Here is a 25,860-nt window from a genome sequence, read left to right on the forward strand (position 1 = left end):
GGGACGCCTTTGCGGGGCGTCCCTGACAGTGTGTAGCCGTACCGGAACCTCTCAGGTGAGGGCCGGCTCGCGATCTTGCAGACGAGCGAACGCCTCATCGCGCGACTGCGCGGCGAGAGCGTCGTTCTGGGCCTGGAGCCTTGTGAGCTCTGCCTCCAGATCCCGGATTCGCTGCTGGAGACGGCGCATTTCCGAGACCATTCGAGGGTCAAGACCGCCGACGTGGCCGAGTAGAGCCTTCGCCATGGTTAAGGGTCCTCCACGCTGAGTGACCAAACTGGTTCGCGCACTTCTTGCCGCGGGAGGGGTGCGCGTGTTTCCTATCAAGAGTCGCACCGGCAATGGAGGCGGTCAAGTTGAACGCTCCCCATGAATGCACCAATGGGCACTCCCGACATGTAAATATACCCTATTTAGTGGGTTTAAGGGAAGCGCCTACCGCTCCACAAATCCACCAAAACCACCGCGAACCGGTGACCAGCGCTCCACCACTGCATCTACCCGCCCCGGAGCGTCACCACCCCTGAGCAGGGCAAGAAGCTTCTCGCAGGCTTCACGGGGCCCCTCGGCGACCACCTCCACCCGGCCGTCGGCGAGATTCGACGCCGATCCGACCAGACCGAGCTCCAGAGCCCGAGACCGCGTCCACCAGCGGAAACCCACTCCCTGGACCCGGCCCCGCACCCAAGCGTTGAGACGAATGTCACTCATGCCCGCATCATGAGCCTCGGTCATGCCCGAATCCGGGGTTGACAGCGAGGGCAACTGTACGAAGACCTGTTCATGAACGCCTCCCGCAGGACGGGCCCGCCGCAGCGGGCACAGGGCTCGCCCTGCCTGCCGTACACGTTGAGTGACCGATCGAAGTAGCCACTCTCACCGTTGACGTTGACGTAGAGGCTATCGAAGGACGTGCCGCCCTGGCCGAGCGCCTCCCCCATCACCGCGCGCACCGCCGCCAGCAACTCGTCGATCTTCCGCCTGCTCAGGGCCCGGGTGGACGTCCCTCCGTGCAGCCCGGCCCGCCACAGCGCCTCGTCGGCGTAGATGTTGCCGACGCCGCTGATCAGCGACTGGTCGAGAAGCGCCCGCTTGACCTCGGTCTGCCTGGCGCTCAGCCGCGTCGCGAACACGTCGTCGTCGAACGCCTCTTCGAGCGGATCGGCCGCGATGTGCGCGATGTGCTCCGGCACGGGCCGCCCGAGGGTGACCAGCGAGGCGATCAGCAGGTGGCCGAAGGTGCGCTGGTCGACGAACCGCAGCTCAGGCCCGCCGTCGTCGAACCCGAGCCGCACCCGCAGGTGCTTCTCGGCCGGGGAGCCGGGCTCCACGACCAGCAACTGGCCGCTCATCCCCAGGTGGGCGAGAAGCGCGTCAGAGCGGCCGGGCGGCGCATTTCCCCCGGAGCCGCCAGAAGGGCCCTCTGAGGCGCTCTCGGCGTCGCCGAGGGGCATCCACAGGTACTTGCCCCGGCGCTCGGCGGAGACCAGCGTGCGGCCCGCCAGCCTCCCGGAGAACTCGGCGGCCCCGGGCACGTGCCTGCGGATCGCGCGGGGATGCAGGACCTCGGCGTGGGTGATGGTGCGGCCGGCCACCCAGCGCGAGAGCCCGCGCCGGACGACCTCGACCTCGGGCAACTCGGGCATGGGCTATGTGGTCGCCTTCTCCAGCTTCGCCTGGGCGTCGCTGCGGGCACGGATCGCGGTCCACGCGGCCTCGGCGGCCTGCTGCTCGGCCTCCTTCTTGCTGCGGCCGGCGCCGGAGCCGAACTCCTGCCCGCCGACCCTGACGACCGCGGTGAACGACTTGGCGTGGTCGGGCCCGCTCTCGTCGACGTGGTACTCGGGAACGCCGAGCATCTCGGAGGCGGTCAGCTCCTGCAGCGAGGTCTTCCAGTCGAGACCCGCCCCGAGCGACGCCGAGCGCTTGATCAGCGGGTCGAAGAGCAGGTGGACCACGCGGAAGGCCTCGTCGAGCCCCTTGTCGACGTAGACGGCGCCGATCAGCGCCTCCAGGGTGTCGGCGAGGATGGAGGACTTGTCGCGGCCCCCCGTGCCCTCCTCGCCCCGGCCGAGCCGCGTGAAACGGCCCAGGTCGAGGGCGCGCGCCACGTCGGCGAGCGCGCGCATGTTGACCACCGCGGCCCGCAGCTTGGCCAGCTGGCCTTCGGGAAGGTCGGGATGGCCACGGAACAGGGTGTCTGTGACCACCAGGCCCAGCACCGAGTCGCCCAGGAACTCCAGGCGCTCGTTGGTGGGCAGGCCACCGTTCTCGTAGGCGTACGAGCGGTGCGTCAGGGCCCGCTCCAGAAGCGCGTCGTCCAGACGGACGGCGAGCACACGCTCAAGCTCGTCTCTGGCGACCTCTACGGCGATGGGCTTTCCACCTGCGGCCACGTCTCCTCCTCGGACGGGAATCTCCGGCCGTCACGTAGCACGTCACGACCATGGTCGCGATGGCGGATGGAACGCGGGAAGTGCCCGAAAACGTGGTGGACGCCGGGAGATTGCGGCAACCCCGGCGCCCACCACGGTCGCGGGCGAACCGCCACCGCACGCCTTTGACGGTGGACGGTCATCCCGGCCGGATGCGAGGCATCCGGCCGGCTCACCGGCCACCGCAGGCGTGATCAGGCCGACGGCTCGATGACCTGTCGGCGGTTGTAGGTGCCGCAGGTCGGGCATGCCACGTGCGGCAGCTTCGGCGACCGGCACTGGCTGCAGCTCACGAGCGCGGGCGCGGCGGTCTTCCACTGCGCGCGGCGGGAGCGGGTGTTGCTCCGCGACATCTTCCGCTTGGGGACGGCCACGTCAACCCTCCGGGTCTTTGTTGTTATCGGATTTCAGGCCCTGCAACGCCGCCCATCGGGCGTCGATCTTCTCGTGCCGGTGGTCCGGGCCGGCTTCCGCCAGCTTGGCCCCACACTCCACGCACAGCCCGGGGCAGTCATCACTGCAGACCGGGCTCAACGGCAGCGCTAGCACCACCGCGTCGCGGAATGTCGGCTCGAGATCGAGAAGTTCACCGTCGAGGAGTGAGTCGTCCTCGGCGGCGTCTTCCGCCGAGTAGAAGAAGAGCTCCTGGAAGCCGACCTCGATCTCCGAGGTCAACGGATCCAGGCAACGCGAGCACTCCCCGCTGAGGGGAGCCTTCGCCGTGCCCGTGACGAGCACGCCTTCCATCACTGCCTCGAGCCGCATGTCCAGCTCGATTTCGGCGTCCTTGGGAACGCCGATCATGCCGACGGAGAGATTCACCGGAGCCGGCAGGGAGCGGGAGATCTCGCGCATAGAACCCGGTCGCCGCCCCAGATCATGGGTAGAAATCACCCAGGGGGCGCGGGGGTCGAGGCTATGCAGCGTCTTCCTGCTCTCTTGAGGCATGGCGAATCACCGCCGTCGTACAAGGCCGATGAGAAAGAATACCAGGACTTAGCCGCGCAGCCGTTCGACGAGCATCTGATGCACGAGATCGGGCACGAGTCCGGACACGTCCCCACCGTACCTCGCTATCTCCTTCAGCCTGCTCGACGACAGGAAGGAGTACTCGGGGTTGGTCGACATGAACAGCGTCTCCACGCCCGACATCCGGTAGTTGAGCTGGGCCATCTGCAGCTCGTAGTCGAAGTCGCTGACCGCGCGGAGGCCCTTGACGATGGTCGGGATGCCCTGCTGCTTGCAGAAGTCGACGAGCAGCCCGTGGAACTTCTCCACGCGCACGTTGCCGTACTCCCGCGTCACCGCTTCGAGCGTCGCGATGCGCTCGTCGACGGTGAACAGGCTCTTCTTCTCCACGTTGATCAGCACGGCGACGACGACCTCGTCATACAGGCGGGACGTCCGGCCGATGATGTCGAGGTGACCGTTGGTGACGGGGTCGAAGGACCCCGGGCAGACGACACGACGCAAGGCTTACCCCCAGTTCGACTGGTTCCCGGCGGCGCGACCGTACCAAACAGACGCTTCGCCATAGCGACGGACCCTCTCCTCTTCGAATCCCGAGGGCCAGACCAAGTCCTTCCCCCGTGACTCGCGCTCCACCGCGATCAACGCGTCCTCGGCGAGCCAGCCGTTGTCGCGCAGCCCTTCGAGCACCTGGCGGACCACCTCGTCCCTGACGGCATACGGGGGGTCGGCGAACACGAAGTCGTACGGCTCGGGGCACTCGCCGGCGACCACCCGCTCGACCTTGTCGCCCACGACGACGGCGCCCGGCAGCCCGAGCTCGGCGATGTTCGCCTTGATCGTGCGCGCGGCCTTCGCGTCGGACTCCACCAGCAGCGCGTGCGCGGCACCCCGCGACAGCGCCTCCAGGCCCACGGCGCCCGACCCGGCGTACAGATCGAGCACCCTGGCGCCGTCGAGCGGTCCGAGGAGGGAGCCGACGGACGAGAACAGGCCTTCCCTTGCGCGGTCGCTCGTCGGCCGCGTGACACGCCCTGGCGGGACGGCGATGCGCCGCCCGCCGACGGTTCCTGCGATGACTCGGGTCACCCGCCCATTCTCGCCGCTCGACGCGCCTTCCGAAGCCGCAAGGTCAAGAGTGGCCAAGTGTCGGCGACGAATGCGCAAGGGTCGTTCCCCACCGCCGCCCGAACCCACATGATGAGTTCTGCGGCCTTCATGGTGACCCAGGGGAAGGCCGACCGGCGTGATCGTGAGCCCTTCCGCGCGCCGGTGCCCTCGGCACCTGACCCGAGGGTGGGCCCAGCCGGGGACGGCATTCGGGGGGAGGCCGTCCCAAGGCTGGGCCCTGGGTCATTCTCATGACCCAGGCACTCCCCACTCCCGGCCTGATCAGGCCTTTCCCAGGTAGTCAGCGCGGTCGTCGCCGAGCAGCCTGTCGATCTCGGCCTTGAGGGCCGGATGCTCCTTCAGCTCCGGATCACCCGCCAGCAGGCTCGCGGCCTCCTCGCGCGCGGCGCTGATGACCTCCTCGTCGCGGAGCAGCCGCAGCATCTTGAGCGAGGACCTGCGCCCGGACTGCGCCGCGCCCAGCACGTCGCCCTCGCGCCGCTGCTCAAGGTCGACCCTGGACAGCTCGAAGCCGTCGAGGGTGGCCGCCACCGCGTCGAGCCGGTCGCGTGCCGGAGTGCCCGCAGGGAAGTCGGTGACGAGCAGGCACAGGCCGGGCAGCCCTCCACGGCCGACCCGCCCGCGAAGCTGGTGGAGCTGGGAGACGCCGAACCGGTCGGCGTCCATGATCACCATGACCGAGGCGTTGGGGACGTCCACCCCGACCTCGATCACGGTGGTCGCGACGAGCACGTCTATCTCGCCCCGTGTGAAGGCGCGCATCACCCCGTCCTTCTCGTCGGGGGGAAGGCGCCCGTGCAGCACCTCGACGCGAAGGCCGTGCAGCGGCCCGTCGGCGAGCATCGGGGCGACCTCCAGCACGGCGAGAGGCGGGCGCCGCTCCTCCTCCGCCTCCGGCGCCGCGTCGCTCAGATCGCCCTCGTCGCCCTCCAGGTCGCCGATGCGAGGGCAGACGATGTACGTCTGGCGGCCGAGGCCGACCTCCTCGCGGACGCGCTCCCAGGTGCGCTCCAGGAAGTGGGGCTTGTCGGAGGCGGGCACCACGTGGGTCGTGATCGGGGCCCGGCCGGAGGGCAGCTGGGTGAGCGTGGAGACCTCCAGGTCGCCGAAGACGGTCATGGCGACCGTGCGCGGGATCGGGGTGGCCGTCATGACCAGGACGTGGGGACGGCCGCCGCCCGCCTTCTCACGAAGCGCGTCACGCTGCTCCACGCCGAAGCGGTGCTGCTCGTCGACGACGACGAGCCCGAGGTCGGCGAACTGGACGTGCTCCTGGAGCAGGGCATGGGTGCCCACGACGATGCCGGCCGCACCGGAGGCGGCGTCGAGCAGCGCCGCGCGCCGGCCCGCCGCCCCCATCGAGCCGGTCAGCAGGGTCACCGCCGTGCCGCCGAACATGCCGCCCGTGCCGAGGTCGCCGAGCATGCGGGTGATCGACCTGTGGTGCTGCTGGGCCAGGACCTCGGTGGGGGCGAGCAACGCCGCCTGGCCGCCCGCGTCGACGACCTGGAGCATCGCGCGCAGCGCCACCACGGTCTTGCCCGCCCCGACCTCGCCCTGGAGCAGCCGGTGCATGGGGTGATCGCGTGCCAGCTCGGCCGCGACCTCCTCGCCCACCTCGACCTGGCCCTCGGTGAGCTGGAACGGGAGGCGGCCGTCGAAGCCGGCGAGCAGCCCGTCGTCGCGGCGCGGGCGGGGCGTCGCGGGCCACGCGGCGGCGGCCTGGCGCCGCTGGGCCAGCACGGCCTGGAGCACGAACGCCTCGTCGAACCTCAGCCGCCTGCGCGCCCGCGAGATGTCACCCTGGTCACGCGGCCGGTGGACGGCCTCCAGCGCGTCGGCCAGGCCGGGCAGCCGGTGGCGCGACCGCAGCTCATCGGAGAGCGGGTCGGGAAGCGGGCCCAGCGTGTCGAGCACGATGCCGATCGCCCTGCGGATCACCCAGGAGGTGATGCCGTTGGCGGCCGGGTAGATGGGGACCGGCGCGGCGGCGAACTCGGCCGCCGAGGACTCGCTCTCCTCGAAAAGCTCGAACTCAGGATGGTTGAGCTGCCACTTGGCCCGCTCGCCGCGCCCGAACCGCCCGACCTTGCCGGAGAACATCGCGCGCGTGCCGGCCTTCAGGCGGCTCTCGATCACGTGGGAGACCTTGCCGAAGAACGACAGGTAGATCGTGTTGCGCTTGCCGTCGACGACCTCGACCTCGAGCCACGTGCCCGAGCGGTTTCGCATGGGCCTGCGCATCAGGCGCGAGACCTCGCCCACCACCGTGACGTGCTCGTCGACCTCAAGGGCGTCGAGCGCGGTCAGCTCGCCCCGCTCGGCGTACCGCCGGGGGTAGTGGCGCAGCAGCTCGCCGACCGTGGTGATGTTGAGCGAGCTCTCGAGCGGCTTGGCCGTCTTGGGGTCAAGCGCCTTGGTGAGCGGCTCGTCGAAACGCGTCACGTCACCAAGTTCTACCGCTCCCGGGCGACAAGAACACTCATCCTGCGGTACGGCGGCGGTGACAGGGGTGGTCCTGGGTCATTCGACGCCGATCAGGAGGGGGTAGCCGCCTTGCCCGCCTTCGTAGGCGACGACCTCGATGTCCGGGCGTACCGCGCCGAGATGGTCCCGCACGGCCGGCGCCAGCCGTACGCCGGCGCCGGCTCCCATGATCAGGGTCACGAGCTCGCTGCTGACCGAGAGCATGCGGGAGGTGATCTCCACCGCGATGTCCTCCACCGCCGTGCCGATCAGCGCCACGTCACCGTCGATGACGCCCAGCACGTCACCCGGGCGGCACATGCCCGCGCTGGTCATGGCCTCGCGGTCGGCCACCCAGACGTGGCCGTGGCGGGTGTGGCCCGCGGTGTCGGTCATCGCCACCACGTCGTCGTCGAAACGGCGCAGCGGATCGTGCACGGCGAGCGCGGCGAGGCCCTGCACGGTCGCCTTGGTGGGCAGCACGCTGACGACGACGCCCTCCTCGCGGGCGATCTCGGCGGCGGCCACCGCCACCGCGTTGACGCCGGTGTCGTTGGGCAGCACCACGACCTCGGTGCCGGCCTCCCTGACCGCGGTCAGCACGGCCGCCAGCGAGGGGCTGGACCCCGGCCGGCGGCGCACCACCACGGCCCCGGCCTCCTCGAACAGCCGCGCGATGCCGTCACCCGCCGCCACGGCGACCACGCCCCTGCCGTCGCCGGCACGATGGGTGCGGGCGGGCGCCTCCAGGTAGACGACCTTGATCCGGTACGGCCGTCCGGCCCGCATCCCGGCCTCGATCGCGGCCCCCGCGTCGTCCACGTGGACATGGACGTTCCACAGGCCGTCTCCCCCGACCACCACCAGCGAGTCGCCGAGGCCGTCGAGCTCGCCGCGCAACCCCGCCACGGCCTCCTCGCCGGCCTCCAGGAGGTACATCACCTCGTAGCCGGGGCCCCGCGCCGCTTCCGGCTCGAATCGCGCGGTCGGCGCGGGCACGTCGTACCGGTCGGCGTAGGAGTCGGTGATCACGGCCGCCAGGCTCTCGACGATGACCGTGAGCCCCGCGGCGCCCGCGTCCACGACGCCGTTGCGCGCGAGCACGTCCAGCTGGCCCGTGGTGCGGCCGAGCGCTGCTCGGGCGGCCACCGCCGCCTTCCTGGCGACCTCGGCCAGCTCGTCGGAGGCGTCCTCCACCGCTCCGGCCACCGCGCTGAGCACGGTGAGGACGGTGCCCTCGACCGGCCTCGCCACGGCCTCGCGTGCCATCTCGGCCGCTCTGGTGAGCCCTTCTCGGAGGTCACGGCCACCGCCCTTGGCGTGCTTGAGCACCTCGGCCATGCCTCGCAGCGCCTGGCTGACGATGACCCCGGAGTTGCCCCGGGCGCCGAGCAGGGCCCCCTGGGCGAGCGTGCGCCAGGTGCTCTCGGCGTCGGCGTCCTCCGGCAGCCCGTCGAGCGCCTCGGCGGCCGACAGCATGGTCAGGTGGAGGTTCGTCCCGGTGTCTCCGTCGGGGACCGGGAAGACGTTGAGCGCGTCGATCTCCGCGCGGGCGCGGCCGAGGACGTCGGCGCACAGCCGGGACCAGCGGCGCACGGCCTGGGGATCGAGGATCTGGAGCGCCTCGTGGACGCGCTCACCGGCATCGGCGGGATCCGACGGCATGCGGCTCCTTCCTCGGTTCGCGGGCGCGAGGACACCCTCGCTTCCCGGCGCGCGAACACGGGGTCTCCGGGATGCGCTACGGTTGGTGTTACGAGATTATCTCCGTTCGCCGGTTCCCCCATTTGGCGTGCACCGGGCAACATCGGATACCCTCGTGTGGCCAGCCGGTTGTCCCGGCATGCCCGACCACCGCTTCTACCTCGGTTTCGGGCTTATTGACTGATCTAAGGAGCGATGACCGTGGCTTCCGTCTGCGACGTTTGCGGCAAGGGGCCGACTTTCGGCAACAACATCTCGCACTCGCACCGCCGCACCCGCCGCCGCTGGAACCCGAACATCCAGCGTGTGCGCGCCATGGTGGGCAGCACGCCGAAGCGGCTGAACGTGTGCACCTCCTGCATCAAGGCGGGTAAGGTCACCCGCTGACCTGAGCTTCCAGAAAGCCCGTCGCCCATCGAGGGCGACGGGCTTTCTGCGTTGTCACCCGTGATCAGAGAACGCGGCCCGCGGGGGTAGGCGGCTTCGGCGTTGCGGGTGTGGTCCGGAGGCGGGCGTGGCGTGGGGCTTGCTGGGTAGCTTGTTCTCGTGCTGAATCCGCCCGTACAACTCTCCGTGAACGCTTCCACCGGCCAGAAGGTCACGGTCTCGGTCATCGCGCTTCTCTTCCTGGCCGTGCTCGGTGGCATCGCCGGTGTCGCCACCGTCGTCCTCGGGCGCCCCACGACCACCTCCCCGTCCGGCGGGTTGGCGGATTCGCCGTTCGACGGGTTCCCCGGCACCGGGGTCAAGGTGCTCTTCGCGTTGATCGCCGTGCTGATGGTGGGGTTCGTCGCCACGATGGTGCTCGGCACGTACAGGCGTCGGGCGGTCCTCAGCGGCACCGTGCTGGAGGTCCGCGGCCTGCTCGGTACCCGGCAGGCCGATCTGGCCACGGCGCGCGTCTGGATCGACTCAGAGCCGGAGTACGTCAGGAACCCGCACGGCGAGGGCACGATCCCCACGGGGCGTCGCGTGCCCCACCTGGTGGCCGAGGACCCGGGGAACGGACGCAAGATCCGGCTCCGCCTGCACAGCATGGCCCGCACCCTGCTGCCTCCCCACGAGCTGAACGCCCTGGCCAACGCCGTCGAGTCGGGCGCCCGTCCCGGGTCGGACGTGGACGCCTCCCAGGCCGCCAACACCGCGACCCTGCTCCGCCGCCTCGCCGACGACCCCGTAGCCCGCCTGCTCTGACCCCACGCCGGGTGGCCGGTGAGGACGTACTGCTCAGCGCCGGCGCCAGGCGTGGTCCACCGGGCCGATGCCGGCGCCGAGGGGGAATCCGTGGGCGATCGCGCCCGTGACGTACTCCTTGGCCCTCTCCACGGCGCCCGGGACGTCCTCGCCGAGCGCGAGGTACGACGCGATGGCCGAGGCCAGCGTGCACCCCGTGCCGTGGGTGTGCCGGTTGTCGTGCCGCTCGGCGGAGAAGCGGTACTCGCTGACGCCGTCGGTGAGGAGGTCGACCGGCGGTCCCGGTAGATGGCCTCCCTTGACCAGCACCCACTCGGAGCCGAGCTCCAGCATCGCCTCGGCCGCCGGGCGCAGGCCGTCCTCGTCCTCGACCTTCACCGAGGTGAGCTGCTCGACCTCCCAGAGGTTGGGGGTCACCACGGTCGCCACGGGCAGCAGGCGCGACGCGAGCGTGTGCACGGCCTCGGGGGCCAGCAGCGAGTCGCCGTGCTTGGAGACCCCGACCGGGTCGACCACCACCGGCACGTCCACACCGGCCAGCACCTCGGCGACCACCTCGACCAGCTCCGGGGACGCCAGCATGCCGGTCTTGATCGCCTGGGCGCCGATGTCGCCGAGCACCGAGTCGAGCTGGGCGCGCACCGCCTCCGCCGGGAGCTCCCAGTAGCCCTGAACGCCGAGGGAGTTCTGCGCGGTGACGGCCGCGATCACGCTCATGCCGTGGACGCCGAGCGCGAGCATGGTCTTCAGATCGGCCTGGATGCCCGCGCCTCCACCGGAGTCGGAGCCTGCGATCGTCAGCACACGGGGAGGAGTCACCCACCCATCAAACCAGGGCAGACCTCCCGCCCTGGCAACCGGTCGACGGTCACTGCCGGGGTTCCACCTGCGGGGAGTCGGTTACCTGGAGCCGGCAGGTGCCGCCGGTCAGCTCGCAGCCGTCAGGAGGCGTGGAGTCGCCCTCCGCGACGAAGGAGATCACGACCTCCTCGTCCCTGGCGAGCGCGTCCGTGGAGCTCACGACCAGGATGTCGCCCTCCTGGGTCCACTCCGCGCCGTCGGCTCCGGTGACGGCGCCACCGACCGGCACCCGGACGCTCCACCTGGCCAGTGTGGGTCCTGTGTTGGTCACCGTGAGCCGGCCGCTGTAGCCCGTGTCGGTCAACCCTGACACGCCGAAGTCGACGGCCACCCTGCCCGGCGACACCAATGGGTCGCCCTCGCCGGCCGGCGGCGTCGCGTCAGGGGAGGCCGTGTCGGTCTCCTCGATCGACGGGACGGGCTCCGGTGTGTCCTGAACCGTCCGGCTCGGCCTCGGGGTCGGGGTGCGCGTACGGTCCGGCGTGGGGCGGGCGGAGGCGACCGGTGACCGCCGGTTCAAGGTGGGACCGACGCTCGAAGACGGCCTGGCCGACTTGGATGTGCGGGGGGACTCCGCCCCGGCGTCGGACGGGTCGGGCGAGGTGAGGGCTTCGGAGTCCGTAGGCGCGGGCAACGCGCTCGCCGGGGGCCTGCCCGGGGCGATGGCGGCACATGCCTGGCCCGCCGGGCAGTCCGGGGCACGCCGGAGTTCGAGCTGCGACGAGGAGAGCTTGACGCCGATGACGGCGGTGCCGATCGCGGCCACCGCCGCCACCGCCGACAGCACCATGACGCGGCGTCCCCGCGACGATCGCGTCCGGTTCGCCCGTGCCCTTCTCCCCCGCTTCTCCGGGTCCTCGGTGAGCAAGGTGGCCTCGCGGTCGGGCCCCTTTCGCGGTGGCCCGGCATCGAGGAACGCGGCCTGTTCCCCCAAGGTGCCCGCGGACTGCCCGGCTCCCGTGGATTCCGGGTCCCAGCCGGTGGATTGATCGGCTTGTGGGTGCTGGGTTGCGGGCTGCTCGGCGCTCAGGGGGCCTGTTTCCCATGCCGCGGATTGCTCGGCGCGGGAGGGGCCGGTGTTCCAGCCGGTGTCCCAGCCTGCGAGCTGCTCGGTGGGAACGGGGCCGGCGCTCCAGCCGTTCGGATCCTGGAGACCCGCCGCCGCGCCTGCTGGCCGGTCGGTGGCAGGGGTGGGGTCGTCCCAGGCGTTCGGCCAGGAGGGCCGCTGTGCGCCGGAGGAACCGGTGTCCAGGACGTCGGGTCCCACCTCCGGCGAACCGGCGTTCCAGGCGTCGGCGGGGCGTACAAGCTCCGGCGAACCGGCGTTCCAGGTGGCGGGCTGGGGTGGGTCTGGAGGGGTGGGCTCGTGGGGAGGGCCGGGCTCGTCGAGCCAGCCTGGACCGCTCGCATCGCCCAGCCACTCCTGGGTGCCACGCTCGTCGTCGTGCCAGCCCGAACCCCCGTGCTCGCCCGACCACTCAGAGTCGGACTCCCGGCCTCGGGATGACTTGTGGCGTCCCCGTCCCATGAAGCGCCTTCCTAGTAGAAACCACGGCGCCACACTTCATAACACCTTCAATACTTCTTTGTCACAATTTTCACCTTATTCACGGAAGTGATCCCAGCCACCCTGAGGCTCAGCATGCCCCCTGACCTGCACACCTTCCCCTTCGACAACCCTGCCGATGATCCGCCACTCGGCCGGCAGCCGTACCTCCGCAGGGAAGACCGCCACGAGCGCGTGATCGTCGCCGCCCGTCAGCACCCACCGCAGCGGGTCCTCCCCCAGCTCACCCGCCGCGGCGGTCAGCGATTCGGGCACCGGCAAATCCTGGGGCTCCAGCTCGACGCGCACGCCGCTCGCCTTGGCGATGTGCCCGGCGTCCTGGAGGAGCCCGTCGCTGACGTCGACCATGGCCGTGGCCCCGAGGGTCGCCGCCCCGGGCCCGCAGCCGTACGGCGGCTGGGGGCGCCGGTGGGCGTCCACCAGTTCGGGGTAGGGAAGGTCATCACGGCCCGCGAGGAGCAGCGCCAGCCCCGCCGCCGCGTGTCCGAGCCGGCCCGCCACGGCGACGACCTGGCCCGGCCGGGCTCCCGACCGGGTGACCGGGGCGCGCCCGCCAAGGTCGCCCAGTGCCGTCACCCCCAGCACGACCTGCTCGGACCTGGCGATGTCGCCCCCCGCGACGCTCGCACCGACCAGCGCGCATTCGTCCCCGAAGCCGTCGGTGAGGCCGTCGAGCCACGCCGTCGGAAGGTCCTCGGGAAGCCCGAGGCCGACGAAAATGGCCGTAGGATCGGCACCCATCGCCACCACGTCGGCGAGGTTCTGCGCCGCCGCTTTTCGCCCGATATCGTACGGACTGGACCAATCGCGACGGAAGTGTCTACCCTCAAGTAAGAGATCCGTCGTCACGACAACTCGTCCATCAGGAGCGCGAAGGACCGCGGCGTCGTCGCCGGGGCCGAGCAATACCGCCGGAAATTGTGGCAAGCGTCCGACAATACGGGCAATGATCCCGAATTCACCAAGATCTGCGACTCTGATAGCACACCTCCAGGTGTGTTGCATGTACGGTGGCGATTCGGCACTGATCTAGTTACGGACTGATACACAGCTTCGCCCCCGCGGGAGGACGTGATGGTGCAGGCCTACATCCTTATCCAGACAGAAGTTGGCAAGGCCGCCGAGGTCGCAGGCGCGATCGCGGTCATCTCGGGTGTAACCCAGGCGGAGGACGTCACCGGCCCGTACGACGTGATCGTTCGTGCGGAGGCCAGCAACGTGGACGATCTCGGCAAGCTCGTCGTCGCGCAGATTCAGGCCGTTGAGGGAATCACGCGTACCCTTACCTGTCCGATAGTCCACATCTGAGCGTCGACATCTTTCGGGGGGGAGCCGTGGTCCGGGTCGTCTTGGCCGCGGCGGCCTTGGTACTGCTGGCCGGCTGCGGCGGAGCCGTAAGGGTCGATCCCCCCATCCCGCAGGGCACCACGGCGAGGGCCTGCGGAACGCTGAACGACCGGCTGCCCCACACTCTCGACGGCGCGGAGCGCGTCCCATCAGAACCCCGCTCGCCGTACGTCGCGGTGTGGGGCGGGGCGGAGATCGCGCTCCGCTGCGGCGTGCCACGTCCCGCCGCCATGGACCCCATGCAGCAGGTGCCCGAGATCAACGGCGTCGCGTGGTTCGCCGACCCGGTGAGGCCCGCCCTGTTCACGGCGATCACCAACGACGGCTACGTAGAGGTGACGATCTCCCGCAAGCACCAGACCGCCGGGGTGCTCGTCGACCTCGCCGCCCCGATCAAGGCGGCCTTCCCCGGCTGAGCCGCGGAAGCCGCCCGCTCAGGCGGAGCTGATCATCGCAGCCCCACGGGACGGTTCAGCGCGAGCTGGATCAGGCGGTCGACCAGCTCGGCGTACGACACGCCGGAGGCGGCCCACAGCTGCGGGGCCACGGACATGGCCGTGAAGCCGGGCATCGTGTTGATCTCGTTGAGGATCAGGCCGCCCGCCGGGGTGTAGAAGAAGTCGACGCGGGACAGCCCCTCGCATCCGAGGGCCTCGAACGCCCGTACGGCCATCTGCCGCAGCTCCTCGCTCACCGCCTCGGGGAGGTCGGCGGGCACGGCGAGCGACATGTCGGAGCCGATGTACTTGGCCGAGAAGTCGAAGAACTCGTGGTTCTCGCTGACCAGCACCTCTCCTGGCAGGCTGGCGGCGGCCGGCTCGTCCCCGGGCGACTCCAGCACCGCGCACTCGATCTCGCGTCCCTCGATGGCGGCCTCGACGAGGACCTTCGGGTCGTGCTCGCGGGCGTGCTCGATCGCGCGCTCCAGCTCCTCGAAGTCCTCCGCCCTGGAGATGCCCTGGCTGGAGCCCGCGCGCGAGGGCTTGACGAAGACGGGCCAGCCGAGCACCTCGACGTCCTTCAGGACGCGCTCGCGGTCGAGGCGCCAGTCACGGTCGCGCACCACGACGTACGGGCCGACGGGGAGCCCCGCGGCGGACAGCAGCGCCTTCATGTACGCCTTGTCCATGCCGACCGCGCTGGCCAGCACTCCCGAGCCGACGTAGCGCACCCCGGCCATCTCCAGAAGGCCCTGGATGGTGCCGTCCTCGCCGTAGGGGCCGTGCAGCATGGGGAACACGACGTCCACCTGGCCGAGCGAGCCGGGGATCTGCCCGGCGTCGAGCGCCACGAGAGACCCGTTGCCGGAGGGCAGCGCGAGCGAGGTGCCGCTCGCGTCGACGGCGGGAAGCTCGCCGCCCTCGATCTCGAACCTCTGGTCGTCCGAGGCCAGCACCCAGCGCCCGTCAGGCGCGATGCCGATCGGGACGACGTCGTATTTGGACCGGTCGATGGCCGAGAGGACGCTGCCGGCGCCCATCAGGGACACCGCGTGCTCGGAGTTGCGCCCGCCGAAGACGACCGCCACCCGTACGCGAGGCCGGGATTCATGCTGATGGTTCATGATGCCCGAATCTACCTTGCGCCCCTGTCGTCCCTGCTTGTCAGGTGCGGGTCGCGGTGTTCGAACGGAGCGCGTCGAGTGCCTCGGTGACGTCGGCGATGAGGTCCTCGGAGTCCTCCAGGCCGATGGAGAAGCGCACGGCGCCCGCGTCGATGCCGGAGGCCGTCAGGGCCGCCTCGTCGAGCTGGCGGTGGGTCGTGGAGGCCACGTGGGCCACCTTGGTGTGCGTGCCGCCGACCGAGGTGGCGATGCGCGCGAGCCGTACGGCGTCCGCCAGCATGACCCCCGCCTCGTAGCCGCCGTGCGGGGTGACGGTGACGCAGGCGCCGTACCTGGTGCCCTCGGGGCCGGAGTCGAACAGCTGGCGGGCGAGCTGATGGCCCGGGTGGTCGGCCAGGCCGGGGTAGTCGACGCGGCGTACGGCCGGATGCTTGGCCACGGCGGCGGCGAAGACCATCGCGGTCGCGCACATGCGGCGCACCCGCAGCGGGAGCGTCTCAAGGCCCCGGCGCAGCAGGAAGGCCTCGTCGGGCGAGAGGGTGCCCCCGGTGTCGATGCGGACCTCGCGGATCTGGGAGATCAGGTCGGGACGGCCGACCACGGCCCCGCCGGTGCAGTCGTCGTGCCCGCCGATGTACTTGGTGGCGGAGTGGATGACCAGGTCGGCGCCGTGCTCCAGGGGACGGCACACCACGGGGGTGGCGAAGGTCGAGTCGACCACCAACAGGGCGCCCGCGTCGCGCGCGATGCGGTAGAGCCCGCGGATGTCGGCGACCGTCATCGTCGGGTTGCTCAGCGTCTCGGCATAGACGATCTTGGTCGAGGAGCGCACGGTGGCGTGGACGCGGCGCAGGTCGGAGTAGTCGACGAAGTCGACCGACACCCCGAAGCGCGACAGCACGTTCGACAGCAGGGAGTACGTGCCGCCGTACACGGGAGCGGGCGCGACGACGTGGGAACCGGCGCGCAGGAAGGTCATGAGCACCGCGCTCACGGCCGCCATGCCCGACGAGAACGCCTGGCCCGCGACGTCCTCGGGGGCGGCGGCGCCCTCCAGCGAGGCGATGCCGGAGGCGAACGCCGCCACGGTGGGGTTGTCGATGCGGCTGTACGCGAAGCCCGGGACGCGGTCGCCGAGCACGTCGGCGTACTCGGCCGAGCTGTCGAAGCTCCAGGCCGCGCTCCGCCACACGGGCAGCCCGATCGGAAGCTGGCGGGGGACGGTAGCGGGCGGCAGATGGACCGCCCGGGAGTTCTCGCCGAGTCTCCTGCGCATACGTCGAGAGAGTGTCACACGCCGTACCGTTCGGGCTTGGGAGTACGCGACATGAGCAGCATCGCGGCCTCACGGGGGGTCATTCCGTCATGGACGACGCCCACCACCACCTCGGTGATCGGCATCTCCACGTCGTGCTTCCTCGCCAGGTCGAGGACCGACTCGCAGGACTTGACCCCCTCGGCGGTCTGCCTGGTGGCGGCGATGGTCTCCTCCAGGGTCATGCCCCGGCCGAGATTCTCACCGAAAGTGCGGTTCCTCGACAATGGGGACGTGCAGGTCGCCACGAGATCGCCCATGCCCGCGAGGCCGGCGAAGGTGTGGGGGTCGGCCCCGAGCGCCGCGCCCAGCCGCGAGATCTCGGCCAGGCCGCGCGTCATGAGCGTCGCCCTGACGTTGTCGCCGAGCCCCATGCCCGCCGCCACCCCCACGGCGAGGGCGATGACGTTCTTCACGGCGCCGCCGAGCTCGACCCCCACCACGTCCTCGTTGGTGTAGGCGCGGAACCACGGCAGGTGGCAGGCCTCCTGCAACCGGCCGGTGACCTTGTCGTCCACGCTGGCGACGACGGTCGCGGCCGGCTCGCGCCGGATCAGCTCCCCGACGAGGTTCGGGCCGGACACGACGGCGACCCGCTCGGCGGGGACGCCGGCGACGTCGCAGATGACCTCGCTCATGCGCTTGGAGGTGCGCAGCTCGATGCCCTTCATCAGGCTGACGAGCACGGCGTGGCCGGGGATGTGCGGGGCCCAGGCGGCCAGGTTGCCGCGCAGGGTCTGGGAGGGGACGGCCAGGACGACGAAGTCGGCGCCCTCCATCGCCTCGGCCGGGTCGGTGGTGGCCCGCAGCGACGGGGGAAGCCGCACCCCCGGCAGGTACTCGGGGTTCTCGTGCCTCTGGTCGACGGCCTCCACCACCTCGGCGCGCCGCCCCCACAGCGTCGTCGAGGTGCCCGCCTCCGCCAAGATCATCGCGAAGGTGGTACCCCACGAGCCGGTCCCGAAAACGACGGCCTTGGTCATGTGCTCACCGTACGCTCACTCCACCGCGCCGGGTCGGCGCTCATCACCGGACGGCCCGCGGTCACCCTGCGCGGCTCTCGGCCTCGCCGAAGGGGGCACCTGGCGCCTTCTCCCCGCGAAGCTCGGAAAGCTGGGCGGTGACGGCGGCCATGATGTCGGCGGTCGCCTCCTTCAGCACCTTGCCGCGCATGGGAAGGCCCTCGTACTTCGACAGGTCGACGGGCGGCCCGGCGAGCACGCGGAAGGTCTTGCGGGGGAACAGCCTGGGCTTCTTCTGGCCGTACGGGAGGATCTCCTGCGCGCCCCAGTGGGCTACGGGGATCACCGGGACGCCGGTGGCCAGCGCCAGCCGGGCCACGCCCGTCTTGGCGGCCATGGGCCAGAACTCCGGGTCACGGGTGATCGTGCCCTCGGGGTAGAAGATCACGCAGCAGCCGTCACGCAAGGCCTGCTCGGCATCCTTCAGGGAGCGCGCGGCATCGGTGCTTCCGCGAAGCACCGGGATCTGCCTGCACTTCCTGACGATCGTGCCGATCACCGGGATGTCGAACACCCCGGACTTGGCCAGGTAGACGGGCCAGCGGCCGTTGTCGTACGCGTAGTGGGCGAACAGCAGCGGATCGCTCCACGACAGGTGGTTCGCCGCGATGATCACGCCACCGGTGCGCGGCACGTGGGCGCGGCCCCGCCAGTCGCGCTTGGTGAAGAGATACAGCAGCGGCTTGACGATCGCCACGACTAGGGCTTCCCAGGGGATGGGCGGACGTCCGGGGCGGCTCATTGACTCCTCCAGTCATGCCTGTGCGCCATCAGTCTCCCGGTTGGCTCCATGAGATGTCGAGGCGGGATGCTAAGGCTATGCGTGGTACGGAACGTAGCGATCTCGGCCGGCACTCCGGCTGGACCATTGTGGTGCCGGTGAAGACCCTGCTCGCCGCAAAGACCCGCCTGGCCGCTGCGGCCGGGCCCTACCGCGCCGCGCTCGCCGTGGCGATCGCGTGTGACACGGTCTCGGCGGCGCTGGCCTGCCCGGACGTCGCCCGGGTGATCGTGGTGACGGGTGATCCCGTGCCCGCCGAGGCCCTGTCCGCGCTGGGCGCGCACGTCGTGCCCGATCCGAACGCCGGGCTCAACGCCGCGCTCCGGTTCGGCGGCGCCGAGGCGGTACGGCTGGCGCCGGGAAGCCCGATCGGCGCGCTCCAGGCGGACCTGCCGGCCCTGCGGCCGGATGAGCTGGGCGTCGCGCTCGCCTCGGCCGGCGACTTCGATCAGTCCTTCGTCCCCGACGCGGCCGAGATCGGGACGACGTTCTACGGGGTACGGCCCGGCGTGGCGTTCACCCCGAGGTTCGGGGGCGAGTCCCGGGCCAGGCATCTCGGCGGCGGCGCGAAGGAGCTGACGCCGGACGGCATCCCCTCGGTGCGCCGTGACGTCGACACGCCCTCGGACCTCGAAGAGGCGCTGACCCTCGGCGTCGGCCCGCACACCGCGGCCGTGGTGAAGACACTGAAGGAGTCCTCCGCGCGGAGGACTCCTTCATGATCCGTTCGTAGGGTCAGTGGCCGATGGCGTCGCCCTCACGAGCGTGTTTCGGCAGCAGGAACGCCACCAGGAACGTCAGCAGCAGCATGCCGTCCACGACCCACAGGACGGTCTTCATCGCCTCGCTGAAGCCCTCCTTGCCCGCCTCGGCGCCGGCCGTCATAACCGCCTTCTGGATGGCGCCACCGCTCTCGGGGGACGTCGCCGCCGCCCTGGCGTCGGCCTCCAGCCGCGCGCAGGACGCGGGAACCTCGGCCTGGTCCTTGGCGACCGCGCGATCGTGCCCGCAGGCGCGCAGCCCGGTGACGATCCGATCCTGCGCGGGCCCGGTGACCTGCACGGCGGCGAGGTCGGAGCGGAGCTTCGGTGTGACGTCGTCCGCGGCGGTGGCGACGCCGCCGCCGAGGAGCCCGAAGAACACCGTGCCGAGGAGCGCCACGCCGAAGGCGCTGCCGAGCTGCTGGACCGCCGTCAGCGAGCCGGATGCCGAGCCGGTCTCGTGGTCCTCCACCCCGGCGAGCACGATGTCGAAGAACGGCGCCATCAGCATGCCCATGCCGATGCCCGTCGCGAGCAGCGCCGGGGCGAGCTGCCACGGCGTCACGCCGACGCCGGAGATGTTCAGCGTCACCAGAATGGCCAGCACGCCGGCGGCCATGACCAGCGTGCCCCCGTGCAGCAGCTTGCGGCCGTACTTCTGGAGGGGCTGGGAGAGGCCGAAGCCGACGACCATGCCGAGCGACCACGGCACCATCGACAGGCCGGCCTTCAGCGTCGAGTACCCGAGGCCGAGCTGGGTGTAGAGGTTGAAGACCAGCGAGAAGCCGACCATGCCCGAGAAGAAGACCAGGCCCGTGACCAGGCCGCCGGTGAAGGCGCGCTTGCGGAACAGGCTGGGCACGATGAGCGGGTCGCCACCGTTCCTGCTCTTGCGCGACTCGAACCAGCCGAAGGCCGCGAAGACCACGACGGACGCGCCGATCATCAGGAACGACCAGAGCGGCCAGTCGTGCTCCCGGCCCTGGACCAGCGGGAAGACCAGCAGCAGGCCGGCCACCGAGGCGAGCACCACGCCCGCGAAGTCGAGCTTCAGCGGGTGCGGGGAGCGCGACTCGGGCAGGAACCGCGACCCGCCGATCACCGCGGCGACGCCGAGCGGCAGGTTGATCAGGAAGATCATGCGCCAGCCGGTGCCGAAGAAGTCGGCGTCGATCAGCCAGCCGGCCAGGATCGGGCCGCCGACCGAGGAGAGGCCCATGACGGGCCCGAACATGCCGAACGCCTTCTGCATCTCCTTGGGCGGGAACATCTCCTTGATCATGCCGAGCCCCTGCGGGAGCATGACCGCGCCGAACAGCCCCTGGACGACCCGGGCGGCGACCAGCAGCTCGGGCCCCTGGGCGATCGCGCACAGCAGCGACCCCACGGTGAAGCCCACGGCGCCGATGATGAACATCTTCCTGCGGCCGAAGATGTCGCCGAGCCTGCCGCCGGTGATCAGGCCGACGGCCATCGACAGCGTGTAGGCGGCGCCGAGCCACTGGATGATCGCGGCGCTGCCGCCCAGCTCGGCGCGGATGGTGGGCGCGGCGATGTTGGTGACCATGGCGTCGAGCAGGTCCATCACCTCGGCGGCGAGGATGACGAAGAGGGCCACCCAGCGCCACCGGTATGGCGCCGTCTCGGGCGGTGATCCCTTCAGGGAGGTGTCTGTCGTTGTCATGCGGGCTCCTCAGGACCGAGCGTCGTCTACGCTCGCAGAACAGTGTTCACTTGTTTCGAGCAGTGTTCTATCATTGAACGACGTTCATCAGCAAGTGCGGCGTTCTCAAGATATATCGCATGTGCCGGACAGACAAGATATATCGCGAAATTGAGTGGCGTTCTAGTCGGGCGAGCACTGTTCACCCAGGCAACTAGACTCGATCACCACGGACTTCAAGGAGCGGTGACGCATGAGCGGGCCAGGGCACGACGACCAGAACATGCCTGTCGCTCCCTGGGAACGGGCCCGCAAGCGGCCGGCCGCGGTTCGCGTGCCGCTGACGCGCGAGCGCATCGTCGACGCGGCGTTCGTCGTGCTCGACCGCGAGGGCTTCGACAGGCTGAGCATGCGCCAGGTGGCGGCCGAGCTGGGCGTGGCCGTCTCGGCGCTGTACGCCCACGTGGAGAGCAAGGACGAGCTCTTCCAGCACATGTACGCGCGGCTGTTCGACGGCTACGAGCTGCCCGATCCCGACCCCGCGAACTGGCAGGAGCAGATCAAGGACTACGCGAGGCGCGGCCGGGCGCGGCTCCTGGAGCACCGTGACATGGCCCGCATCTCCATGGCCCACGTGCCCTTCACCCCCGAGCTGCTCCCCCATGTCGAGCGCCTGATGGCGATCCTGCGCAGCGCCGGGCTGCCCGACAAGGTGGTCGCGGCGGCGGGCGACATGATCTCCACGTACATGGACGGGTTCGCCTTCGAGGAGAGCATGTGGGAGGAGCGCCGCCGCACCACCCAGGCGGACACGTGGGACGAGATGCAGGTCACGCTCAAGGAGTACTTCGACGCGCTCCCCGCCGACCGGTTCCCGAACCTGGTCGAGCTGTCCCGCATGATGTTCCACGACACCAACGACTCCAGGTTCGAGCTTGGCCTGGAGATCATCCTGCGGGGCCTGGCGTCGTACGTCCAGCCGCGCGACCCGGCCTGAGCGCCTGTCTCCGGTGCGGCGATTTCCCGCGCTGTAAGCTGGCCGGCGTGCAGGCAACGGTGCGCGTCTTCGACCTCGAAACCCGTTCGGGCTCGGTCTTCCTCGACGACGGGACCGAGCTGCCGTTCGGCGCCGCCGCCTTCGACGCGGGGCCGCTGCGGCTGCTGCGCTCTGGCCAGCGGGTGAACATCCGCGTCGAGGGCGACGCCATCACCGCGATCACCCTCTCGACCTTCCCCCTGCCGGAGTGACCGGCCCGGCACGGCGACGCCCGGAACCCCTGGCGGGGTTTCCGGGCGCGCAGGTGAGCCGGTAAGGCGTCACTTCTTCTTGGCGGCCTTCTTTCCCGCCGCGTTGACCTGATCCTTGAAGTCGGCGCCGGCACGGAACTTCGGTCCCCAGCTCTCGGAGACCTTGATGGGCTCCCCCGTCGACGGGTTCCTTGCCTGGCGGGCCGGCTTGTGCGCCATCTCGAACGCGCCGAAGCCCGTGATCGAAACCTTCTCCCCGTTCGAGACAGCGTGCTGGATGGCCTCGATTATCGCGTTCACGGCCTCTGTGGCCGTCTTCCTGTCGCCGACCCGATCTGCGATCGCGTCCACGAGTTCTCGCTTGTTCATCTAGGTTGCTCCCCCTGTTACCGCTGTCTGAGGATGAGCGCTGCGGCGGGCAGTGCCCGTACCCCGCCTCACCCGGTGTGGCCAAGCGCGGGGTTTCGGCACGCACCCACCAGTCAACGGTCAGAAACCCCTTACCCGCTTGAAATTAGGGGACACACGTCCAGGACTCAATCACATTCCGCAATGTTTCGCCTACGCGGCGTGTCGGAATCCTCTTCCAGATCAGCGAGAAAGGCGTCCAGACGGGCGTCAGCGTGATCGACGTCCCGCTTTGCGAGGTCGCAAATCGCCACAAACCTCCTCGCGACCCGCTCTTTCTCCTCAGGGGGAAGCCTCGCGGCGCTCACGCGGCGGTAGGCGTCGCGCAACCGCCGCGCCAGCTCGTCCTCGGGGCTCGCGGGATCGGTCAAACGGTCGTCGGCAGCCATGGCTGCCGACCATTCTCGTACGCCGCGACGTCGTCCGCGTGACGCAGGGTCAGCCCGATGTCGTCGAGGCCTTCCAGGAGCCGCCAGCGGGTGTAGTCGTCGATCTCGAAGCCGGCCGGCTCGCCGCCCCAGCGCACCTGGCGTTCGCGCAGGTCGACGGTCACCTCGGTGGCGGGATCGGCCTCGATGGCCGCCTGCAGCGCCTCGACGGTGTCCGCCGGCAGGACGATCGGCAGCAGGCCCATCTTGGTGGAGTTGTTGCGGAAGATGTCGCCGAACCGGGCGGCGATCACGGCGCGGAAGCCGTACTGCTGGAGCGCCCAGACGGCGTGCTCGCGCGAGGAGCCGGTGCCGAAGTCGGGCCCGGCCACCAGGATCGAGGCGCCCTCGTAGACGGGGTTGTTCAGCACGAAGGCGGGGTCCTCACGCCAGGCGGCGAACAGGCCCTTCTCGAACCCCGTGCGGCTGACCTGCTTGAGCCACACGGCGGGGATGATCTGGTCGGTGTCCACGTTGCTGCGGCGCAGGGGCACGGCCGTGCCGGTGTGCGTGGTGAAGGCGTCCATTTTTATCGTTCCCAAGCTCTCAGAGGTCGGCCGGCGCGGTGAGACGGCCGGTCACGGCGGAGGCGGCGGCGACCGCCGGCGACACGAGGTGGGTGCGCCCGCCCTTGCCCTGGCGACCCTCGAAGTTGCGGTTGGAGGTGGACGCGCTGCGCTCGCCCGGGGCGAGGGTGTCGGGGTTCATGCCGAGGCACATGGAGCAGCCCGCCTCGCGCCACTCGGCGCCCGAGGCCTTGAAGATCTCGTGAAGGCCCTCGGCCTCCGCATCGGCCTTGACCTGCATCGAACCCGGCACGATCAGCGTGCGGGCCGTGACCGTGCGGCCGCGCAGCACGTCGGCCACGGCGCGAAGGTCCTCCAGCCGGCCGTTGGTGCACGAGCCGACGAAGACGGTGTCCACCTGGATCTCGCTGAGCGGGGTGCCGGCGCGCAGGCCCATGTAGTCGAGCGCCCGCTGGGCGGCGGCCGGGTCGGAGGTCTCCTCGGGAGCCGGGATGGCGTCGCGGAGCGGCGCTCCCTGGCCGGGGTTGGTGCCCCACGTCACGAACGGCGACAGCGTGGAGGCGTCGATCTCGACCACCGTGTCGAACACGGCGTCGTCGTCGGTCCTGAGCGACTTCCAGTACTCGACGGCGGCGTCCCACGCCTGGCCGGAGGGCGCGTGCTTGCGGCCCTTGAGGTACTCGAAGGTCGTCTCGTCGGGGGCGATCATGCCGGCCCGGGCGCCCGCCTCGATGGACATGTTGCAGACCGTCATCCGCCCCTCCATGGAGAGGTCGCGGATGGCCTGGCCCCGGTACTCGACGATGTGGCCCTGGCCGCCGCCGGTGCCGATCTTGGCGATGATGGCGAGGATCAGGTCCTTGGCGGTGACGCCGAACGGCAGCTCGCCGGAGACCTCGATGGCCATCGTCTTCGGCCGGTAGGCCGGGAGGGTCTGGGTGGCCAGCACGTGCTCCACCTCGGAGGTGCCGATGCCGAAGGCGAGGGCTCCGAAGGCGCCGTGGGTGGAGGTGTGGGAGTCGCCGCAGACGACCGTCATGCCCGGCTGCGTGAGCCCGAACTGCGGGCCGATGATGTGCACCACGCCCTGGCCGGCGTCGCCCATGGGGTGCAGCCGGACACCGAACTCGGCGGCGTTCTTGCGGAGGGTCTCCACCTGCGCCTTCGACACGGGGTCGGCGATCGGGCCGAGCACCGTGGGCACGTTGTGGTCCTCGGTGGCGATCGTCAGGTCGGGCCGGCGCACCTTCCGCCCTGCCAGGCGCAGGCCGTCGAACGCCTGCGGGCTGGTCACCTCGTGGATGAGGTGGAGGTCGATGTAGAGCAGGTCGGGCTCGCCGTCGGCTCGGCGGACGACGTGCTGCTCCCATACTTTCTCAGCCAGTGTGCGACCCATGTCGTGAACGCCTCCTTGCGTTACATCCCTGGGGACGTCTCATATGATAAGACGGTAATTTCGGGATATGGACAGCCTACCCATCCCTCCCCCGAATGCCAGTTGCATCTCGGATAGCGAGACGGCAGTATCGGGGTATGGACAACTCTAGCGGAGTCGGCGTACTGGACAAGGCCGTGCTCGTGCTTAACGCTCTTGAGGCCGGCCCCGCCTCCCTGGCACAGCTCGTGCAGGCCACGGGGTTGGCCCGCCCCACCGCCCACCGCCTGGCGGTCGCCCTGGAGCACCACCGCATCGTGTCCCGCGACACGCAGGGCCGCTTCATCCTCGGGCCCCGGTTGTCCGAGTTGTCCACCGCGGCCGGCGAGGACCGCCTGCTCGCCGTCGCCTCCCCCGTCCTGACCCATCTGCGCGACCTGACCGGTGAGAGCGCGCAGCTCTACCGCAGGCAGGGCGACGAGCGCGTGTGCGTGGCCGCCGCCGAGCGCGCGAGCGGGCTGCGCGACACGGTGCCCGTGGGCAGCTCCCTCCCCATGACCGCCGGGTCCGCCGCCCAGATCCTGCTGGCCTGGGAGGAGCCCGACCGCCTGCACCGCGGCCTGCGCGGCGCCAAGTTCACCGCGGCCACCCTGGCCAGCGTGCGCAGGCGGAGCTGGGCCCACAGCGTCGGCGAGCGCGAGCAGGGCGTCGCCAGCGTCTCGGCCCCCATCAGGGGCGTGGGCGGCAAGGTCATCGCCGCGGTTTCGGTCTCCGGGCCCATCGAGCGTCTCACCCGGACGCCCGGCCGCATTCACGCCGCTCCGGTGGTCGCCGCCGCCGAACGCATCACCGAGGCCATGCGCCGGGCGAACTGACCTCCCGTCATCTTGGGGTAAGCATTGTGCCAACTGGCCGTGACCGGACCCGCCAATCGGACATGTGCTGACCGATTGGGCGTCGAAGCAGTGCGAACTGATTAGAGACGGCCGCCGCCAAGCACTAGCCTGGCGGAGTGACAGATCGCATCGAGGCAGCGGCAACGGAGCTGCGTCCCCTCCTTCAAGAGTTCATTCTCTGGGCATCAGACAACGCAC

At 70.4% G+C, this 25,860-nt stretch carries 30 protein-coding genes; 8 read left to right on the top strand and 22 right to left on the bottom strand.

What is annotated here, in order from left to right; all coding sequences use genetic code 11:
- Nucleotides 1-51: 51 nt before the first annotated feature.
- From AB0O34_RS01595 to AB0O34_RS01640, 10 genes are all read right to left on the bottom strand, one after another.
- Nucleotides 52-246, bottom strand: a complete 195-nt coding sequence (locus tag AB0O34_RS01595) for a hypothetical protein (protein ID WP_262848107.1) — start codon at nt 244-246, stop codon at nt 52-54.
- A 189-nt stretch (nt 247-435) separates the two neighbouring features.
- Nucleotides 436-711: an acylphosphatase gene (locus AB0O34_RS01600; RefSeq protein ID WP_358555262.1), complete on the bottom strand. Its 276-nt coding sequence runs from the start codon at nt 709-711 to the stop codon at nt 436-438.
- A 20-nt stretch (nt 712-731) separates the two neighbouring features.
- The gene (gene mutM / locus AB0O34_RS01605; protein ID WP_363911423.1) at nt 732-1,646 is read right to left on the bottom strand and encodes a bifunctional DNA-formamidopyrimidine glycosylase/DNA-(apurinic or apyrimidinic site) lyase; all 915 of its coding nucleotides are present in this window, start codon (nt 1,644-1,646) and stop codon (nt 732-734) included.
- Between the two features lie 3 nt (nt 1,647-1,649).
- Nucleotides 1,650-2,339, bottom strand: coding sequence for a ribonuclease III (gene rnc, locus AB0O34_RS01610; RefSeq protein WP_363911588.1), 690 nt, complete (start codon nt 2,337-2,339; stop codon nt 1,650-1,652).
- A 290-nt stretch (nt 2,340-2,629) separates the two neighbouring features.
- A complete protein-coding gene (gene rpmF / locus AB0O34_RS01615; protein WP_363911425.1) occupies nt 2,630-2,809 on the bottom strand; it encodes a 50S ribosomal protein L32 in 180 nt (59 codons plus the stop codon).
- A 1-nt stretch (nt 2,810) separates the two neighbouring features.
- A complete protein-coding gene (locus AB0O34_RS01620) occupies nt 2,811-3,383 on the bottom strand; it encodes a YceD family protein (protein WP_363911427.1) in 573 nt (190 codons plus the stop codon).
- A gap of 48 nt (nt 3,384-3,431) precedes the next feature.
- Nucleotides 3,432-3,908: a pantetheine-phosphate adenylyltransferase gene (coaD, locus tag AB0O34_RS01625; RefSeq protein ID WP_358555254.1), complete on the bottom strand. Its 477-nt coding sequence runs from the start codon at nt 3,906-3,908 to the stop codon at nt 3,432-3,434.
- 3 nt (nt 3,909-3,911) lie between these two features.
- On the bottom strand, nt 3,912-4,493 hold the full coding sequence (rsmD, locus tag AB0O34_RS01630) for a 16S rRNA (guanine(966)-N(2))-methyltransferase RsmD (RefSeq protein ID WP_363911430.1): 582 nt from the start codon (nt 4,491-4,493) through the stop codon (nt 3,912-3,914).
- Nucleotides 4,494-4,796: 303 nt separating this feature from the next.
- Nucleotides 4,797-6,980, bottom strand: a complete 2,184-nt coding sequence (gene recG / locus AB0O34_RS01635; protein WP_363911432.1) for an ATP-dependent DNA helicase RecG — start codon at nt 6,978-6,980, stop codon at nt 4,797-4,799.
- Between the two features lie 78 nt (nt 6,981-7,058).
- Nucleotides 7,059-8,666: a DAK2 domain-containing protein gene (locus AB0O34_RS01640; protein WP_363911434.1), complete on the bottom strand. Its 1,608-nt coding sequence runs from the start codon at nt 8,664-8,666 to the stop codon at nt 7,059-7,061.
- Nucleotides 8,667-8,906: 240 nt separating this feature from the next.
- Between AB0O34_RS01640 and rpmB the strand changes: the two genes are divergently transcribed.
- On the top strand, nt 8,907-9,092 hold the full coding sequence (gene rpmB, locus AB0O34_RS01645) for a 50S ribosomal protein L28 (RefSeq protein WP_262848146.1): 186 nt from the start codon (nt 8,907-8,909) through the stop codon (nt 9,090-9,092).
- Nucleotides 9,093-9,278: 186 nt separating this feature from the next.
- Nucleotides 9,279-9,899, top strand: a complete 621-nt coding sequence (locus AB0O34_RS01650; protein WP_363911436.1) for a hypothetical protein — start codon at nt 9,279-9,281, stop codon at nt 9,897-9,899.
- 33 nt (nt 9,900-9,932) lie between these two features.
- Here AB0O34_RS01650 and thiD read toward each other — a convergent pair whose 3' ends face one another.
- From thiD to AB0O34_RS01665, 3 genes are all read right to left on the bottom strand, one after another.
- A complete protein-coding gene (gene thiD / locus AB0O34_RS01655) occupies nt 9,933-10,718 on the bottom strand; it encodes a bifunctional hydroxymethylpyrimidine kinase/phosphomethylpyrimidine kinase (RefSeq protein WP_363911438.1) in 786 nt (261 codons plus the stop codon).
- 49 nt (nt 10,719-10,767) lie between these two features.
- Nucleotides 10,768-12,288, bottom strand: a complete 1,521-nt coding sequence (locus tag AB0O34_RS01660) for a hypothetical protein (RefSeq protein WP_363911440.1) — start codon at nt 12,286-12,288, stop codon at nt 10,768-10,770.
- Between the two features lie 75 nt (nt 12,289-12,363).
- A complete protein-coding gene (locus tag AB0O34_RS01665) occupies nt 12,364-13,332 on the bottom strand; it encodes a thiamine-phosphate kinase (protein WP_363911442.1) in 969 nt (322 codons plus the stop codon).
- Nucleotides 13,333-13,401: 69 nt separating this feature from the next.
- On the opposite strand from AB0O34_RS01665, the gene AB0O34_RS01670 reads away from it, so the two are divergent.
- Complete coding sequence (locus tag AB0O34_RS01670; protein ID WP_358555230.1) at nt 13,402-13,635, top strand: Lrp/AsnC ligand binding domain-containing protein; 234 nt, start codon at nt 13,402-13,404, stop codon at nt 13,633-13,635.
- A gap of 26 nt (nt 13,636-13,661) precedes the next feature.
- Nucleotides 13,662-14,090 carry a DUF3515 family protein gene (locus tag AB0O34_RS01675; protein WP_363911444.1) on the top strand — a complete coding sequence of 143 codons (429 nt, stop codon included), beginning with the start codon at nt 13,662-13,664 and terminating at the stop codon, nt 14,088-14,090.
- A gap of 32 nt (nt 14,091-14,122) precedes the next feature.
- Here AB0O34_RS01675 and AB0O34_RS01680 read toward each other — a convergent pair whose 3' ends face one another.
- The 4 genes from AB0O34_RS01680 to AB0O34_RS01695 form a co-directional block, all read right to left on the bottom strand.
- Nucleotides 14,123-15,238, bottom strand: a complete 1,116-nt coding sequence (locus AB0O34_RS01680) for a D-alanine--D-alanine ligase family protein (protein WP_363911446.1) — start codon at nt 15,236-15,238, stop codon at nt 14,123-14,125.
- 40 nt (nt 15,239-15,278) lie between these two features.
- Nucleotides 15,279-16,514, bottom strand: coding sequence for an aminotransferase class I/II-fold pyridoxal phosphate-dependent enzyme (locus AB0O34_RS01685; protein ID WP_363911591.1), 1,236 nt, complete (start codon nt 16,512-16,514; stop codon nt 15,279-15,281).
- A gap of 14 nt (nt 16,515-16,528) precedes the next feature.
- Nucleotides 16,529-17,536 carry an NAD(P)H-dependent glycerol-3-phosphate dehydrogenase gene (locus AB0O34_RS01690; protein ID WP_363911448.1) on the bottom strand — a complete coding sequence of 336 codons (1,008 nt, stop codon included), beginning with the start codon at nt 17,534-17,536 and terminating at the stop codon, nt 16,529-16,531.
- Between the two features lie 61 nt (nt 17,537-17,597).
- Nucleotides 17,598-18,317 carry a lysophospholipid acyltransferase family protein gene (locus tag AB0O34_RS01695; protein WP_363911450.1) on the bottom strand — a complete coding sequence of 240 codons (720 nt, stop codon included), beginning with the start codon at nt 18,315-18,317 and terminating at the stop codon, nt 17,598-17,600.
- A gap of 77 nt (nt 18,318-18,394) precedes the next feature.
- On the opposite strand from AB0O34_RS01695, the gene cofC reads away from it, so the two are divergent.
- Nucleotides 18,395-19,078, top strand: a complete 684-nt coding sequence (gene cofC / locus AB0O34_RS01700) for a 2-phospho-L-lactate guanylyltransferase (RefSeq protein ID WP_363911452.1) — start codon at nt 18,395-18,397, stop codon at nt 19,076-19,078.
- A gap of 13 nt (nt 19,079-19,091) precedes the next feature.
- Here the strand turns inward: cofC and AB0O34_RS01705 are convergent, their stop codons facing one another.
- Nucleotides 19,092-20,801: an MFS transporter gene (locus AB0O34_RS01705; RefSeq protein ID WP_363911454.1), complete on the bottom strand. Its 1,710-nt coding sequence runs from the start codon at nt 20,799-20,801 to the stop codon at nt 19,092-19,094.
- A 232-nt stretch (nt 20,802-21,033) separates the two neighbouring features.
- On the opposite strand from AB0O34_RS01705, the gene AB0O34_RS01710 reads away from it, so the two are divergent.
- Both AB0O34_RS01710 and AB0O34_RS01715 read left to right on the top strand, forming a co-directional pair.
- Complete coding sequence (locus tag AB0O34_RS01710; RefSeq protein WP_363911456.1) at nt 21,034-21,777, top strand: TetR/AcrR family transcriptional regulator; 744 nt, start codon at nt 21,034-21,036, stop codon at nt 21,775-21,777.
- Nucleotides 21,778-21,824: 47 nt separating this feature from the next.
- On the top strand, nt 21,825-22,028 hold the full coding sequence (locus AB0O34_RS01715) for a hypothetical protein (RefSeq protein ID WP_363911458.1): 204 nt from the start codon (nt 21,825-21,827) through the stop codon (nt 22,026-22,028).
- Nucleotides 22,029-22,097: 69 nt separating this feature from the next.
- Here the strand turns inward: AB0O34_RS01715 and AB0O34_RS01720 are convergent, their stop codons facing one another.
- The 4 genes from AB0O34_RS01720 to leuC form a co-directional block, all read right to left on the bottom strand.
- Nucleotides 22,098-22,397, bottom strand: a complete 300-nt coding sequence (locus tag AB0O34_RS01720; protein ID WP_363911460.1) for an HU family DNA-binding protein — start codon at nt 22,395-22,397, stop codon at nt 22,098-22,100.
- 167 nt (nt 22,398-22,564) lie between these two features.
- Nucleotides 22,565-22,825, bottom strand: coding sequence for a hypothetical protein (locus AB0O34_RS01725; protein WP_363911462.1), 261 nt, complete (start codon nt 22,823-22,825; stop codon nt 22,565-22,567).
- A complete protein-coding gene (gene leuD, locus AB0O34_RS01730) occupies nt 22,804-23,391 on the bottom strand; it encodes a 3-isopropylmalate dehydratase small subunit (protein WP_363911464.1) in 588 nt (195 codons plus the stop codon). The genes AB0O34_RS01725 and leuD overlap by 22 nt, the downstream gene beginning before the upstream one ends.
- 19 nt (nt 23,392-23,410) lie before the next feature.
- Nucleotides 23,411-24,787 carry a 3-isopropylmalate dehydratase large subunit gene (leuC, locus tag AB0O34_RS01735; RefSeq protein WP_363911466.1) on the bottom strand — a complete coding sequence of 459 codons (1,377 nt, stop codon included), beginning with the start codon at nt 24,785-24,787 and terminating at the stop codon, nt 23,411-23,413.
- 137 nt (nt 24,788-24,924) lie between these two features.
- Here leuC and AB0O34_RS01740 point away from each other — a divergent pair, with 137 nt between their 5' ends.
- On the top strand, nt 24,925-25,641 hold the full coding sequence (locus AB0O34_RS01740) for an IclR family transcriptional regulator (protein WP_363911468.1): 717 nt from the start codon (nt 24,925-24,927) through the stop codon (nt 25,639-25,641).
- Nucleotides 25,642-25,860: the final 219 nt, after the last annotated feature.

Origin of the sequence: Sphaerisporangium sp. NPDC088356 (assembly GCF_040685555.1) — a bacterium.
Lineage (GTDB): Bacteria > Actinomycetota > Actinomycetes > Streptosporangiales > Streptosporangiaceae > Sphaerisporangium.

Excerpts from the sequence above, each read along its gene's own strand:
- AB0O34_RS01595 (WP_262848107.1), bottom strand. The coding sequence starts at position 246 with ATGGCGAAGGCTCTACTCGGCCACGTCGGCGGTCTTGACCCTCGAATG.
- AB0O34_RS01600 (WP_358555262.1), bottom strand. The coding sequence starts at position 711 with ATGAGTGACATTCGTCTCAACGCTTGGGTGCGGGGCCGGGTCCAGGGA.
- mutM (WP_363911423.1), bottom strand. The coding sequence starts at position 1,646 with ATGCCCGAGTTGCCCGAGGTCGAGGTCGTCCGGCGCGGGCTCTCGCGC.
- AB0O34_RS01620 (WP_363911427.1), bottom strand. The coding sequence starts at position 3,383 with ATGCCTCAAGAGAGCAGGAAGACGCTGCATAGCCTCGACCCCCGCGCC.
- AB0O34_RS01640 (WP_363911434.1), bottom strand. The coding sequence starts at position 8,666 with ATGCCGTCGGATCCCGCCGATGCCGGTGAGCGCGTCCACGAGGCGCTC.
- AB0O34_RS01660 (WP_363911440.1), bottom strand. The coding sequence starts at position 12,288 with ATGGGACGGGGACGCCACAAGTCATCCCGAGGCCGGGAGTCCGACTCT.
- AB0O34_RS01665 (WP_363911442.1), bottom strand. The coding sequence starts at position 13,332 with ATGCAACACACCTGGAGGTGTGCTATCAGAGTCGCAGATCTTGGTGAA.
- AB0O34_RS01670 (WP_358555230.1), top strand. The coding sequence starts at position 13,402 with ATGGTGCAGGCCTACATCCTTATCCAGACAGAAGTTGGCAAGGCCGCC.
- AB0O34_RS01680 (WP_363911446.1), bottom strand. The coding sequence starts at position 15,238 with ATGAACCATCAGCATGAATCCCGGCCTCGCGTACGGGTGGCGGTCGTC.
- AB0O34_RS01685 (WP_363911591.1), bottom strand. The coding sequence starts at position 16,514 with ATGCGCAGGAGACTCGGCGAGAACTCCCGGGCGGTCCATCTGCCGCCC.
- AB0O34_RS01690 (WP_363911448.1), bottom strand. The coding sequence starts at position 17,536 with ATGACCAAGGCCGTCGTTTTCGGGACCGGCTCGTGGGGTACCACCTTC.
- AB0O34_RS01695 (WP_363911450.1), bottom strand. The coding sequence starts at position 18,317 with ATGAGCCGCCCCGGACGTCCGCCCATCCCCTGGGAAGCCCTAGTCGTG.
- cofC (WP_363911452.1), top strand. The coding sequence starts at position 18,395 with ATGCGTGGTACGGAACGTAGCGATCTCGGCCGGCACTCCGGCTGGACC.
- AB0O34_RS01705 (WP_363911454.1), bottom strand. The coding sequence starts at position 20,801 with ATGACAACGACAGACACCTCCCTGAAGGGATCACCGCCCGAGACGGCG.
- AB0O34_RS01710 (WP_363911456.1), top strand. The coding sequence starts at position 21,034 with ATGAGCGGGCCAGGGCACGACGACCAGAACATGCCTGTCGCTCCCTGG.
- AB0O34_RS01720 (WP_363911460.1), bottom strand. The coding sequence starts at position 22,397 with ATGAACAAGCGAGAACTCGTGGACGCGATCGCAGATCGGGTCGGCGAC.
- AB0O34_RS01725 (WP_363911462.1), bottom strand. The coding sequence starts at position 22,825 with ATGGCTGCCGACGACCGTTTGACCGATCCCGCGAGCCCCGAGGACGAG.
- leuD (WP_363911464.1), bottom strand. The coding sequence starts at position 23,391 with ATGGACGCCTTCACCACGCACACCGGCACGGCCGTGCCCCTGCGCCGC.
- leuC (WP_363911466.1), bottom strand. The coding sequence starts at position 24,787 with ATGGGTCGCACACTGGCTGAGAAAGTATGGGAGCAGCACGTCGTCCGC.
- AB0O34_RS01740 (WP_363911468.1), top strand. The coding sequence starts at position 24,925 with ATGGACAACTCTAGCGGAGTCGGCGTACTGGACAAGGCCGTGCTCGTG.